Annotated in this window: 12 protein-coding genes; 5 read left to right on the top strand and 7 right to left on the bottom strand. The window is 55.5% G+C overall.

Annotated features, from left to right (window positions below):
- Nucleotides 1-169 precede the first annotated feature (169 nt).
- Nucleotides 170-649 carry a hypothetical protein gene (locus FEAC_RS08695; RefSeq protein ID WP_152623065.1) on the bottom strand — a complete coding sequence of 160 codons (480 nt, stop codon included), beginning with the start codon at nucleotides 647-649 and terminating at the stop codon, nucleotides 170-172.
- A gap of 254 nt (nucleotides 650-903) precedes the next feature.
- On the opposite strand from FEAC_RS08695, the gene FEAC_RS08690 reads away from it, so the two are divergent.
- On the top strand, nucleotides 904-2,244 hold the full coding sequence (locus FEAC_RS08690; protein ID WP_052566102.1) for a glycosyltransferase 87 family protein: 1,341 nt from the start codon (nucleotides 904-906) through the stop codon (nucleotides 2,242-2,244).
- Between the two features lie 57 nt (nucleotides 2,245-2,301).
- On the opposite strand, the gene FEAC_RS16395 is transcribed toward FEAC_RS08690, so the two are convergent.
- From FEAC_RS16395 to merA, 4 genes are all read right to left on the bottom strand, one after another.
- On the bottom strand, nucleotides 2,302-2,421 hold the full coding sequence (locus FEAC_RS16395) for a zinc ribbon domain-containing protein (RefSeq protein WP_419195363.1): 120 nt from the start codon (nucleotides 2,419-2,421) through the stop codon (nucleotides 2,302-2,304).
- A gap of 129 nt (nucleotides 2,422-2,550) precedes the next feature.
- The gene (locus FEAC_RS15200) at nucleotides 2,551-2,769 is read right to left on the bottom strand and encodes a hypothetical protein (protein WP_152623151.1); all 219 of its coding nucleotides are present in this window, start codon (nucleotides 2,767-2,769) and stop codon (nucleotides 2,551-2,553) included.
- A gap of 376 nt (nucleotides 2,770-3,145) precedes the next feature.
- Nucleotides 3,146-3,307, bottom strand: a complete 162-nt coding sequence (locus FEAC_RS14720) for a transposase (RefSeq protein WP_081901127.1) — start codon at nucleotides 3,305-3,307, stop codon at nucleotides 3,146-3,148.
- 345 nt (nucleotides 3,308-3,652) lie between these two features.
- Nucleotides 3,653-5,086 carry a mercury(II) reductase gene (gene merA / locus FEAC_RS08675; protein ID WP_035389965.1) on the bottom strand — a complete coding sequence of 478 codons (1,434 nt, stop codon included), beginning with the start codon at nucleotides 5,084-5,086 and terminating at the stop codon, nucleotides 3,653-3,655.
- Nucleotides 5,087-5,196: 110 nt separating this feature from the next.
- On the opposite strand from merA, the gene FEAC_RS08670 reads away from it, so the two are divergent.
- The 3 genes from FEAC_RS08670 to FEAC_RS08660 all read left to right on the top strand — a co-directional run bounded on the left by FEAC_RS08670 (nucleotide 5,197) and on the right by FEAC_RS08660 (nucleotide 7,057).
- Nucleotides 5,197-5,661, top strand: coding sequence for a MerR family transcriptional regulator (locus FEAC_RS08670; RefSeq protein WP_052566101.1), 465 nt, complete (start codon nucleotides 5,197-5,199; stop codon nucleotides 5,659-5,661).
- Nucleotides 5,662-5,867: 206 nt separating this feature from the next.
- Nucleotides 5,868-6,389 carry a DinB family protein gene (locus FEAC_RS08665; protein ID WP_035389939.1) on the top strand — a complete coding sequence of 174 codons (522 nt, stop codon included), beginning with the start codon at nucleotides 5,868-5,870 and terminating at the stop codon, nucleotides 6,387-6,389.
- A gap of 281 nt (nucleotides 6,390-6,670) precedes the next feature.
- A complete protein-coding gene (locus tag FEAC_RS08660) occupies nucleotides 6,671-7,057 on the top strand; it encodes a hypothetical protein (RefSeq protein ID WP_035389937.1) in 387 nt (128 codons plus the stop codon).
- A 133-nt stretch (nucleotides 7,058-7,190) separates the two neighbouring features.
- Here the strand turns inward: FEAC_RS08660 and FEAC_RS08655 are convergent, their stop codons facing one another.
- Nucleotides 7,191-8,078, bottom strand: a complete 888-nt coding sequence (locus FEAC_RS08655; RefSeq protein WP_160290369.1) for a GNAT family N-acetyltransferase — start codon at nucleotides 8,076-8,078, stop codon at nucleotides 7,191-7,193.
- A gap of 100 nt (nucleotides 8,079-8,178) precedes the next feature.
- Nucleotides 8,179-10,692: an SEC-C metal-binding domain-containing protein gene (locus tag FEAC_RS08650; protein ID WP_035389935.1), complete on the bottom strand. Its 2,514-nt coding sequence runs from the start codon at nucleotides 10,690-10,692 to the stop codon at nucleotides 8,179-8,181.
- 788 nt (nucleotides 10,693-11,480) lie between these two features.
- Between FEAC_RS08650 and FEAC_RS08645 the strand changes: the two genes are divergently transcribed.
- On the top strand, nucleotides 11,481-13,100 hold the full coding sequence (locus FEAC_RS08645) for an APC family permease (RefSeq protein ID WP_035389933.1): 1,620 nt from the start codon (nucleotides 11,481-11,483) through the stop codon (nucleotides 13,098-13,100).
- Nucleotides 13,101-13,139: the final 39 nt, after the last annotated feature.

Here is a 13,139-nt window from a genome sequence, read left to right as displayed (position 1 = left end):
AGAACAAGATCTCAGGTGGTTGGCGATCCGAGGAAGGGGCTCAAGCTTGGGTTCGAGTACGCTCTTGACCTCTCCACTGCGAGAAAGCAGGGCCACAACGCAACGGAGGTCCTAACCCAGCTCTTTGGGGGACACTGTTGGATGCCGACGCTTCCCGGTCCGTGAACGTCTACGAGAGCGATGCCTGATAGTCGCGCACCGTGGCAACTAGGCATGCCCCGATCTGCAAGGTGGCCTGGGCGACCACTTCGAGGGCCCTATTGCGTCGATCGAATGAGATCTTCGGCCCGAAGCGTTCAGAATGTAGCGCGGATGCGAGCTCCGTACAAAAGACGAGGACGTTAAAACCCATCCTTTTGCGCTCGGGTGCCTCGAGAGGGGTGGTCCCCAGCAAATCATTGGCCAGTTTGGCCCAGATAAGCAGCACCTCAGCGTGGGCTTCGATCATCGAAGGGTGCGAGGTCGATGCCTCCTCCTCGAGCGCCATGACCAAAGTGACCGGACCGTCTGCGAAATAGACGGGTCCTCTCCCGCGCAGCCAGGTCGGTGACTCAGCCAACGCCTCTTCGGGTGGAGGCAGCATCAGGGCGTGGTGAGCACACCGAAGCATAACCGTGCCGCTAGCCTCTGGCCTCTTCGTCTTGCTCATTGCCATCATGGTACCATCACCAGCTGCTAAGTGGTTGAGGGACCTGAATGGTTACCACTAGGTTTGGTTTCAAAAGGTCAGATCGTGCATCGTTCATAGCTAGCGAACTCGAGCAGCCCAATCTCGATACCTCCTTATAGGGAGTTAAGGGAGCCACAAAAGTCCAAGGCCCTCCTCTGATACCTGAGAGATTGGCTGCGAATCCTGCCTTGGTCAACGGTACTAATTGACATCGGGAACGCTAGGATATCGGGGTGCTATCAGCGCCCCAGCAGGGCAGAAAACTCTGGCGCATCCTTAGGGCACTCACTCCGCTCGAGCAGGATGCGATGCTTTATCTTGCCTCGGCGATCTTTGCCATCGGTCAGCTGTTCATCTCAACTGAGCCAGACTACGTACAGTGGGCAGAGTTTGCCGTCATTCCTTATGCGTTCATCGGCCTGTTAGCACTTATAGCATCACGCAATAGACGCATGCGTGAAAGCCGCCATACCCGTCGCGGTCTAGTCGTTTCGCTTCTTTTGCTCTGCCTGATGGTTCCACTCACGGTATCGATCGCGCAACGCGTCAACAATGTTCCAGGTGTTCATGCTCAAGACGAGGTGGCGGTGATCGAACGCTGCGGTGATCGAGTGGCGAATAACCAGAACTGCTATCTCGACTCTCCACACACCGTCGGTACGGGTGCGCAGAACTTCTCAAAGGCCACCGATGCCGGGGCTTTTGTTCCATACTTGCCAGGAATGATCATTTTTGGTATACCGAACGGCCTCACCATTCCCAAACCGCTACGCGACGCCAGAGTTAGCCTCACTCTGTTTACTCTGCTTGTGACTATCCTTGCCCTTCTCCTCAGCCGCCTCTCTGCCGACGATCGCGTTCGTCTATTCCAGTTTGTCATCGTTCTGCCAACGGGTGCACTACCACTGGTTACCGGCGGAGATGACCTGCCGATCATCGCCCTACTATTGCTTGCACTCGTGCTGAGTTATCGCAAACAACCCGTGCTGGCCGGTATCGCTGGCGGCGTAGCAGCAGCAATCAAGCTCACTGCATGGCCACTCGCCTTTGCACTCGCCCTAGTGCAACCGCGGCAAGCTAATCGACTCGCTCGGTTTCGCTACGGTACCGCACTGCTCGCCATCCTCGCCCCAATTATCGCGATCGCTAGCCTGATCGATCCTAAGGCCTTCTTTGTCAACGAAATTCTCTTTCCTCTCGGGCTTACCAAGGTGAAATCACCAGCAGAGTCACCACTAATTGGACAGAAATTAGTCGGTATCTTTGGGGGTCAACTCCATTTGGTGGTAGTTGTGGTACTCGTTGTTGTTGGTGCGGAGGCGGCCCTGCTTCTGTATCGAAGGCTACGTCCAAAGTCTCCGTCCACGATGACTGGATACATCGCGCTCGTCTTTTTCATCGCCATTCTGTTGGCTCCGGCGACGCGCTTCGGTTACCTCTTATATCCAGCCAACATGGCTGTGTGGGCTATCATCCTTCACAAGCTCGATCGCGACCTGGAAGCTAGCCACTCCCTGACAGAGCAGGAATCTGAGCGTGACATCCTCCCCACTCTTACGGACGGGGCTTCCTAGGCTGCTCACACAGCTTCGGCTGGTTGACGCTTCACTGGGTCGTTGTGTCTAACCTGATTAGGGCACAGCGTGCGATGTCCCTCCATGTCCTGTGACCGCAAGCCCTGCGGCAATGATGTTCTTGGCTGCATTCACATCTGCGTTATCTGTGTAGCCACACGCTAGGCAACAAAAGATTACTTGAATAACCCCGGGTTTGTCGGCTGCTTGCCACCTTTCCCTATGTCCTCTAGGGTCAGGCTGCCCTCAGCCTCTACTCACTCGCTGCGACGAGTGGACGGCCGTGTCCTTTCACCACGGCACGGTTCAAGGCGCCTCGTGGCGCTCGAGATCACCGACCCAGAGCTTGTCAATCGCATCAACGGAGAAGTTCCGTTTCACCAGGTCATCGCTCTTCCTAGCATGGCGATCAGGCCTCGTCGTGATGGTCTTGGTTCTACCGCTAGCCCCTTGGATGCCGAGCTCATCCATGACGCGGCCCACCGTGGCCACTGAGACCTCGATTCCGCGGCTCTGTGAGCTCACGTGTGAGTCTTTCAAGCTCCGTAGATGCCCCTATTGGCCTCAAAGGTTTCCAGGACGCGCTCTTTGAGCGTTTCACGGGCACGACACGCAGCCTGGTAGATCTGGCGCCCCTTAAGTGTTCCAACGCTAGTAACCAGAGCGTGAGACCTTGCACACTTCACAGAGCACAGATACTGCAGAATTCGGCCGCACTCGTATCGATGAACTGATAGATCAGCTCTCGCCGCATCTTCTTGACCCTGGAAGGTGCGAAAATCGTTTTAAGATTTCGCATCCCATACTGAGCTGTTCGTTCTCCTTGGGAAAGCCTACGGTTCTATGCAGCAAGATCTGGAGTTACCCCCACATCCCGTCTCTCCTTGCGGGCCTTGTCAACTCAGTTCGACAGCGTCGCCTTCGAGATGCCAAGATCTTTGGCTACCTGCCTTAGCGACGAGTTCCCACTCTCGAAAAGTCTGACTGCGTCTTTTTTGAATTCGTTGTCAAATTGTCGACGAGTCCTCTCTTTCCTAGTTTTCTGTCCTTCCGCTTCTCCCATACCTATATTCTCCTTGCCTTAAGGGAGAACCGTGTCCCGTATCGTGAGTAGTTTCAGCTTGCGATCTAACGATGACACCAGGAGTTGGTCAACGATTAAAGAACAGGTCTCTACCCACGCTAGGACCACCATGGTGTTGACCAATGACGAAGGGATCGTCAATCACATACGGGTCTCCTCGGTCCCAGAGCCAACACAGCGCAAGATCTATTCTCTTCTTGGGGTCCGGGACCCCCTGAAGCGCACAAAGACAATTGCCACGCGTTTGTAGTGTCCTACTGCTCTAACCCCAACCCCTCTACCAGGGAGAATGCGGATGAGTTTCGAAAGTTGGGCCAAGGTCGATCACGATCCACAGCACGATAGCATCGTAACGTCACGGGTAAAGGATTGAGCGCCCAGCCGGATCGCCTCGGCTATGGTCAGATATGGGGCCCAGATAGATGCCAGTTGGTCGACGCTAAAGTGTGCCTCAAGTGCATAGACACCGGCGAGGATAGCATCCCCGGCGCCGTCGGCAAGCAGGTGAATTCCGAGCACGCTACCACTGAGTCGATCAGCTACGATCTTGATCAATCCCCTGGTATCCCTATTGACGAGTGCGCGAGGCACTGCGTTGAGTTCGAGCACGCGGCTTTCGCAGTGATAGCCAGCAAGCACGGCCTCTTCGTGAGTGAGGCCAACCGAAGCAATTTGGGGCGTGGTGAAGATGACGTGAGGGAGAGTTCGGTAGTCGACGACGCGACCAGCGTCACGTAATGCATTATCGACAGCAATGACCCCATGTTGTCCGGCGACGGAGACCAGCTGTGGCGCGCCAGTAACGTCCCCAGCAGCGAAAATCTTTGCGTTCGTAGTCCGCAACTGGTCGTCAACCGCGATCTCACCTCTGCCACCAAGGCTGACGCCGACATACTCGAGTCCGAGTGAGGCGGTGTTAGCGAACCTTCCGGTCGCGACCAAAAGTGTCTCACCTTCGAGCGTCAGCGACTGCCCAGCGCGCGTGAGTTTGAGGTGAATATTGTCACCCTCACCCACAACGCAGTCGATTGACGAGTCAGTGAAGATCTCTATGCCTTCATCTGCAAGCACACGGTGCAGCATCGCTGATATCTCTGGCTCCTCATCAGCTGCGATACGGTCGCGCATCTCGACTATAGCTACCTTGGCACCTAGGCGACAAAATAGTTGAGCCAACTCGAGTCCGACGGCGTTAGCCCCGATGATCAAGAGTCGCTCCGGAACCAACGAGAGTTCCATCGCCGTCGTTGAGGTCAAGTACTCAACAGAGTCGAGGCCTGGGATTGCTGGGATTGCTGGCGATGCTCCAGTCGCTATCAAGTAGTGGGTAGCCTTGATCTCGCGGTACTCGTCTTCAGCTGCTTGGCTGTGAACGCGCAGCGTGCCATCAGCAGCGAAGCTCGCCACTCCTGGCATGACTAGAAAACCATAGGCATCGGCAAGGTCTTCATACTTCGCACGCCGCAAGCTCTCCACCAGATTCCTCTTGCCAGCCATCAGCGACGGCATGTCCGTTGGGCCAGCGTTGGTGACAATACCCTCGAAGGGTTGGGCCATCGCCACATGACGCGCCTCGGCGGCCGCGAGCAACGCCTTCGATGGCACACACCCAACGTTGACACAGGTTCCACCAATGCTCCCCTGCTCAACCAAGATCACATCTGCGCCAAGAGTCACTGCGTGGATAGCTGCCGCGAAGGCCGCGCTCCCTGATCCGATGATGGCAAGATCGTAGTCGTTCGCTAATTCATCTATCATGGCATCTTCTCCTGTTGGCCCACTTCCGACTACGACGCGTGCGATGACCCGTGTAGCGTAAATCATGCTCACGTTAACAACCCTCCCGTCAACTGGAGGGTTCACCTAGAATGAAAAAGGTGCGAATCGGTGAACTAGCTAAGCAAACTCGAGTTCCGGTGAAGACTCTGCGGTACTACGAAGAGATAGGTGTCCTTGCGATCGCTCATCGTGGCGCACAGGGTTACCGCGAGTACCCAGACGACGCCGTCGATCAGGTGCGTTTTATCAAAGCGAGCCAAGCCGTCGGGCTGTCTCTAAAGGAGATCAGAGAGATCATCGCCCACCGGCAGGCTGGGGTGGTACCTTGCCAGCAGGTGCTCGCTCTTCTCCAAAAACGAGCATACGACTATCAAGAAAGAATCGATGAACTGACTCAGGCACGCAAAACCCTGGACCAGCTTGTGGCTCGAGCCCAGGAGCTTGAGCCACAAGACTGCCTTCCTGGTGAGGTCTGCCATCTGATTCCCTCGCGATCAGCGGTTATAGGCAAAGACCAGTTGTCTAACAACAGATTCCAACCGAACGTCCGGTGATGGCAGACCCCAGTCTTGGCCGATCAAAGCAGCGGCTCTCGCCATACAGATACTCATCGGTGCAAGTCGTGATCGAGTTACCAATTGGTCACTCAGGAGTTAGCTCCAGTATGCAACAACGTCGACCAACGGCGTCAACCCAGCACGATATAATCCACCTAAGCTTATGAATTCGTCGCTTAGCGACTCGGCCTTGAGGAGTAGAGTTGGGTAAGGACCTTGTAGACCCGCGTCGAAGCGAACCTACCGCGAACGCCAACGAACGCGACATGCTAGAGGGCTGGCTCAACTACCACCGAGTAACGCTCCTGCTAAAGTGTGAAGGACTAGATGAAGTGCAGTTGAACACTCGGCCAATTCCAACATCTGCACTTTCGCTCCATGGGTTAGTTCGCCACATGACCGAGGTGGAGTTCTTCTGGACGAGCACCGTGTTGAACGGCGAAACCAGCGTCAAAAGCCCCTTCTACTGCAGCGACGAATTCCCAGAGGCAGATTTCGACGATCTAGAATCAGCACCTTTTGCTGTAGCTCGCGATCTCTGGCTAGACGAGCAGCATCGCAGTGACGAGTTGATGTCGGTGCGCTCGCTCGACTTTCCGAGTATAGGTGGAGACGAGGCGATAAGTCTACGGTGGATTCTCACTCACCTAATCGAGGAGTACGCACGTCACAACGGTCACGCTGACCTACTTCGAGAGCTCATAGACGGCGCTGTTGGTTGTTGATCAAACGGGCGCGCACCCCGTCTTGAAGGGCGGGGAGGATGTCACGGGCGACCAACAGTGGTCGCCTCACACCGGCCGAGCTAGTTTATCGCTAAATGCCAACCTGAGCTGGCATTCCATCTCATTCGCTCGCCATTAGCGAGCTAGGGAGATCCGCCAACTACGATGGCCGCGCTCATGTTTGTTGGCGAGCGAGCCATCAACCTGAAGGAATCAGATTGCATCGCGGCACGATCTGTGCAAGGGTGGTCGGAGTAGTCCCCAACCAAGGAGTAAACCCTATGGCTAGCAAGAAATCCGTATCCTTTAAAGGAAAGCAAGTAGATCTAGATGCATTCTCCAACAAGATCGAGGAGTTTCTAAAGGGTGAAGGGTTCACCGTCGAGAGCACCGGTGATGCCGACAAAGGTTACGTGTTACAGGCAAAGAAGGGTGGCTTCCTGAGCGAGGTAATCTCAGCTCAGCGTGCTCTGGTCCTATCGCTTTCGGGTCCATCGGATGACGCGACACTTACGATCGGCGTCGGCAACTGGAAAAAGGATCTGGTGGTTACAGCAGTAGAGACTCTATTAGTCTCTGATCTTTTCCTCCCGGTCGACATCGCAGAGATGGCCTGGTCGGCCGAGGTCGAGAACAAGGTCCTCAAGCAAATTACAGCGATGGTCTAGAGCGGAGCTTCCGGAGAGCTATCTATCACCAAACGCACGAGAACCGTTGTGGCTCTCGTGCGTCGATCGCAACCGCGTGCTGGTTGCTACGATCGCGCCCTAAATAAAGGCTCGTTGACGAATCGTACGAGACTCAGAACGAGCAATCTTGCGCACTCATGCACGTCCCGATGCGACGAAAGCCAAGTCGCTGGTACATCCGAGCGACGCCTTCGTCCTCGGCTACGAGTGCGATGAGCTGTACCCCATGCGAAAATGCATCTTCACACAATTGATGTACAACATCAGACCCGAGGCCTTGATGACGGTAGGTTGGCAAGGTTCCTACCCCGACGATCTCGGCTACCTCACCGATCGGGTTGTATGACCCGGTTGCCACGACCCCTACCCCAGCGACCGACGCCACTCCTGTAACGGTTCTTCCTGAGCGTGCTCGTTGATGTGCATAATTCACTTCGGCATGATCGAGTCGCAGCAGTCGGGCATCACGCTCAACCACCCCGGCAGCCGCTGGCATCGTAGGATCAAAGACCACATGGACGACGGCGCGACTCTCGATCAATTGACCATCATCTGGATCCAGCATCCGAACTCCGACCGACCGGGACCTCTCGACAAACTCGTCTTCGGTGAGTATCAACAGTGGATGACGCGCAATTCTCAACCCGAAAGCTGCTGCGATGTTCTCTAACTCCGGCGAGAGCTCCGCAATCCACTCGATACGAAGAGGTAGCTCTCGGTGTTTGCATACCCGGCGCAACCTAACCAAGTCCTTACGTCGTGGTGGAGAAGCATTACCCCTGTTCGGCCGAGCATAGTAAGCCCAGGGTGTGTGGCTCGCAAAGAGCACCAAGGAGCCAACGCGAATCACCTCGCTGCCATAGCGCGGCGCTAAATCTAGATACTCCTCGACTCGCAACAGCACCGGATAATGCATCGACGAGCGAGACGCGACCGCCGACGAGCACCCGTCATCTGCCCTTTGACGACGCCTCACCTTCGCCTCCGTGTCTATCGTCATTCTTACCTTCCAACGAGGTCGAGCATATTGAACTCGGTTACGAGCACCGCCGCCGATGTTGGTCATCTAACCAACGTAATCTCCACTCCCAGCTGCCACCCTATCCGTCGTTCTCAATACCGAGTAGATCACGGAGCCTAGAGACGTCGAACGAAGCACCACCAGCAGCAGGCTTTGGGTAGCGATCAAACTCATTGAGCAGTGCGACCAGCTCTTCGCGTCGAGACGGGTCGTTTGCTGCCTGTCTGGGGGTGAGTCCGTGCAAGGCTGGTATCGACTCATCAAGCCAGGCGTCCTCGCGCTCACGCATAAACTGCGCAAGAGCGGCTTGTGCCTCGATTGAACTCCCCCTTTGGTCGGGATCCATATTCGGCGAAGCAGCAGGAGTTGGTCGTCCGCGCTCCGCCAATTTCTGTGCCTCCGCAAACTCCGTCTGCGTACTCCCGATGATCTCTAAGTCATCGAATGCATCCATCAACATTCCCAGGAGGTCCTCTTCACGCTCGACCGAGGTGGTGGTAACCACCAACGTATCGTCGTCGCGTTCCAGCCATCCTCGGGCCACGCTGCCAATTAAGTCGTTGTAACCGGTTGCTGTCCACTTCCCCTCTGCATCGCGACGGAACATATGATCAAGAACACCTTCGATCTCTTCCCATGTCGTAGTCCTTGGGGTTAACTCGCTTCGGCAGATCACTATCTCTTCGTCGTCGGTAGTTCGCATCTGGATCGGCCTAAAAACCGATCCCACCCAAGATGCAAGCTCGCGCGGCTCTCCACCCGCCGCAAGCGCCGCCACCAGAGATTCCCTGTGACTCGTCGTCACCAAGAGTGGCATACCTACGATCTGGAAACTAGATCCTGCTGGAACGACGTGACAATAGATATAATCACCTTCACCCACCTCCTGAGACATGGACCTTTCAGTGACAAGTCGAGAGTCACCACCTATGGTGTCGAGCATGGTCAAGGAGCTACCAGGATCGACCTCGGTGACCTGCCAAAGGGAGGGCCCAACACCAATCCATCGACCTACCAACTCAAGTTCATCGGCGGGCAGGAGCACTCCACGAGCTCTGATGAACTTCTCTAGCATCTCCGGCGCGCTACAGACAATATCGAGAAGGAGAGGGAGCGTCCGCTCCCCTAGATCAGCATCGTCATAGCCGTGGGCAGCCTCAAAGACAGAATAGAAAAGATGACGATTTTGGGGGCGAAGTGCAAAGGCAAGCAGCTTTTGGTAGAGCAGGCCGATCCTTCTCTCGATAGCTAGACTCCCATCTTTGAAACAGCAGACCTTGTACTTACGTCCAGATCCACACGGACAGGGGTCGTTGCGCCCAACACCCTGGAAGGGTCGCACAAGCAGGTCCTGAAGATAGCTCCGCCTCAGGTCATCAACCTCTACTCCTGCGCGAGCATAGAGTCCATCGGCTCGTCGGAGATCTCCAGCATCACTCACGTACCAAGCCAACTCCTCAAGCGCCGGGCGGAACTGCGGGTCCAGCGTGGTGGCAATAGTCAACTCTCTCTCTGCCTCGACAGGCTGACAAGCACGTTCAAGGTTGAGTGCTGCAAGATAGTGTGTCTGTGCTGACGCCAATCCGGCCGAGTTGAGCCGCGCAAGGACGGCATCAAGGAGCTCGTTGCGCTCATCACAATCCTCCAGAATGGAGTTAGCAAGCGCAGGTGCGACGTTCTCGTGAGCTAGGTTGCGGATTACTCTCTTACCGACCTCCTCCTCGTCTACATCCTGAGCATCCTGTCTGACCGTAGAGAGCACATAGCTAAGAACCTCGGTAAATGCTGTATCACAACATGGGCCGAACCCGAACTGACGACCAACACTCTCCATCGTTGATTCATCATCGGCGAGATCTTCAGCAGCGAGATATAGCAAAGCTCCATCCACTACGAGTCCTGCAATCTCACACAGATCTGTAATGGGTGGAACCGGTGATCGAAAGAGAGACGGATTCCGTGCAAGTACCTCAAGCAGGACTCCGACCACGTCAAGCGCATCCTCCGGAGCGCTACATCCTTCGTCGAAAACCTGTCGAATCGCCTGTGCCTCGTCGGCACCATCCCCAACGATCTCACCCGGCTGGATGAACGCCACACCATCGCGACGGGACAAGATCACGAGTGATGGCTCGTCGATACCGTCCAGCCAACCTTCTCGACCTCTGTAGAAGAAAGTTGGCTCTACCTCTTCGCCATCGTCTAACTCGATGTCCGAGGATGCGACAAACTCGAGCTCACCACCGCCATGCAACGAGATCGAATCGATCATATCGCAGTCCAAAATGGCTAAGTCAGGATAGACCGTCAAGACCTGGTTTTTAAGCTCAACAGAGGTCACCCAGTGGCTAAGTCGGATGCCATCTAGCATCGTCTCTATGGCTACGACCACCTCATCGTCAGTGAACCAAAACTGACTCGTCGCCTCGACATCATCTCGAATCGCAGATGCTAGCTCATCTGGCGATACTCCATCGAGGACCGTGACCAGATCCTGGCGGAGACATAGCCGGGCAACTAGCTCAGAAAGGGGCACGGAATCGTTGCCCACCTCTTCAAGCATTGCGTCGATGATTTGCTGATCGATATCCATACCATGACACTATCAACGATCGAGCCAATACCATCTCGCATGGCTCACCCAGAACACGAGAGCGAACGTCGATGCTGGGCGTTCATTGATGACGTCTTGTGCCAAGTTGGTCGTCCACTCTGGCCCCTTCTACCAACTTGGAAAGCCAAGACCTAGATCCCGCGATGCTTGTTGCTGAATGACAGAAGATTCTTCGCGAATCTCCTTGCAGATCTAAGCCAACTCCTCTGCTTGGGGTTGGTAGCTGACCCTGTTGTCACATCTGCGAACCCATCAATTACGTTGGTCAAGTCAGTGCCTACAGAGACATGGCGAGCACCGGCGCAGTAACGTGTTGGAACAGATAGCGGCTCCCCCGCGGGGGCATGCTCTCGCGTATGCTCGCAGCTTCGTTCTAGCTTAAGTTTCGGTCAAAACGGGGATCACTCGACCCCACTCCCATAGACCGGGCTTAAGCTCGGGTCTGCTCTGTCGAATCACCTCCAATGGCTTCTTGCACACGCCAGAGCCAGTCCAGCTGAAAACAATCGACCAACGCAGCCAACCTCTCATCCAGGTCCTCGGCCAGCGGGTACAAAAGTTGGATCGACTTGGTCGATTACAGTACACGAAGCATCTCCAAGCTCGACTCCGACTGCACCCGGGCTCGATACACGTCCGCCATCCGTTGGCAACCGTTACATCTAAGTACTTTGTTCAAAACATTACAAAACAATCCTCAGATGTCAACCCACGACCATAATCTCGTCTAAAGTAGGAGCAGTTTCCGTGGCTTCTTGGGGGGAAAGATGGAGAACAACGACGGCAAAAAGCCGCAAACTGACGAGGCTCGTCTCGCAGAACTCGGCTATCGCCAGGAGCTCTCGAGGGTCATGACCCTCTTTGAGAACTTTTCGATCGCCTTCTGTTACCTCTCGCCGGTAGTTGGAATCTACTCTCTCTACGCTCTCAGTCTTGGTACCGCTGGCCCAGCCTTCATCTGGCTCATCCCTTTGGTCGTAATCGGACAGCTCTTCGTCGCCCTCATCTTCGGAGAACTCGGATCTAGCTATCCGATCGCTGGGGCGCTATTTCAGTGGAGCAAGAGACTGATGGGCACTGGCTACGGTTGGTGGGTTGGATGGATGTATGGCTGGGCTCTAATCATTACGGTAGCGTCGGTCGACACCGGCGTACCGAGCTACTTCGCTGACCTTATCAACAACCTCTTTGGAACCCATCTCAATGGCACCTCACCCAACACGATCCTGCTTATCTCAACCCTCTACCTGGTTGGGCAAACCCTGTTCAACGTCTATGGTGTTCGCTTCCTCGGGTCGATCTCACGGATTGGCACCTGGTTCGAGGTTCTAGGAACCGTCGGTCTAGCCATTATCCTGATAGCCTTTGCCACCCACCATTCCCTCGGCTATCTCTTCACCACTCAAGGTACTACCCATTTGAAGTCCAGCCCATTAGGGGTTAACTTCGGTGGCAACTGGTGGGCTGGGGCTGCGTTGATCGCCGTTCTTGGTCCGGTGTACATCTTCTACGGGTTTGAGAGTGCCGGCGATGTCGCTGAAGAGGTGGTTAACGCCTCTCGCCACGTTCCTCGTGCAATGATCTCCGCGCTCATCTTCGGAGGTATCGTCTCGATGATCCTCGTTGGGGCGCTGAGTCTAGCTATACCCTCTGGACCAAAGGGTTTTGCGCTCGCGGCCACCCAAGGGGTCCCAGCCATTCTCCAGAGCGCGATCTCGGCCAAGTTCTTCCAAGACCTAATTCTGTTCGTGATCTGCTTCGCCTTCTTCTCGTGTGGCCTCGCCGTCCAGGGGGCGGGCGCACGCCTTGTCTTCTCGTACGCCCGAGATCGCGCCGTCCCTGGGCATCGCGTGCTTCGCCGCATCTCCCCCAGACGCAAGACCCCGGTGGCCGCTATCCTGCTAGCAGCCGTAATCCCTGAGTTGCTATCACTACTCGTTCACTACACTCCCTCGAAGCCGATTCATATCGGATTCATCACCTATCCCGCCCACGTCAACGCGCTGTCAGCGCTCGTGAGTTTTGGTGTATCCGGGATCTACATCTCCTTCCAGATGGTGGTGCTCGCCTATCTGATAGCGCGAATCCGTGGCTGGCGCCCCGAGGGCCCCTTCCAGCTTGGTAAATGGAGCTACCCGGTCGCGATCTTGGGTCTCATCTATGGCGTTGGGATGATAGTCAACATCGTCGCCCCCACTGGCCTTACCTCTCCACGCGGAGCGCTCTTTAATTTCGACTGGTTAACGCTGTTGGTCGATGCCATCATCGTCGTCATCGGAGCTCTATACTTCGCCTTTGGGCGACCCAATCGTGCAATCCGAGCCGCCGATAAAGAGCGTCGAGTTGAAGCCGCAAAGGACGGCAACTCCGCCGCTACTACAGATTGATGCTGGATCTGTAACTACTCGCTTCAGCGCGTCCAGAGA

Source organism: Ferrimicrobium acidiphilum DSM 19497, from assembly GCF_000949255.1.
Lineage (GTDB): Bacteria > Actinomycetota > Acidimicrobiia > Acidimicrobiales > Acidimicrobiaceae > Ferrimicrobium > Ferrimicrobium acidiphilum.
Note: the sequence above shows the minus strand (reverse complement) of the source record. Positions and strands in the feature narration are given on the sequence as shown.

Coding starts and splice junctions, on each gene's coding strand:
- FEAC_RS08695 (WP_152623065.1), bottom strand. CDS start 649: ATGAGCAAGACGAAGAGGCCAGAGGCTAGCGGCACGGTTATGCTTCGG.
- FEAC_RS14720 (WP_081901127.1), bottom strand. CDS start 3,307: ATGGGAGAAGCGGAAGGACAGAAAACTAGGAAAGAGAGGACTCGTCGA.
- merA (WP_035389965.1), bottom strand. CDS start 5,086: ATGATAGATGAATTAGCGAACGACTACGATCTTGCCATCATCGGATCA.
- FEAC_RS08670 (WP_052566101.1), top strand. CDS start 5,197: ATGAAAAAGGTGCGAATCGGTGAACTAGCTAAGCAAACTCGAGTTCCG.
- FEAC_RS08660 (WP_035389937.1), top strand. CDS start 6,671: ATGGCTAGCAAGAAATCCGTATCCTTTAAAGGAAAGCAAGTAGATCTA.
- FEAC_RS08655 (WP_160290369.1), bottom strand. CDS start 8,078: ATGACGATAGACACGGAGGCGAAGGTGAGGCGTCGTCAAAGGGCAGAT.
- FEAC_RS08650 (WP_035389935.1), bottom strand. CDS start 10,692: ATGGATATCGATCAGCAAATCATCGACGCAATGCTTGAAGAGGTGGGC.
- FEAC_RS08645 (WP_035389933.1), top strand. CDS start 11,481: ATGGAGAACAACGACGGCAAAAAGCCGCAAACTGACGAGGCTCGTCTC.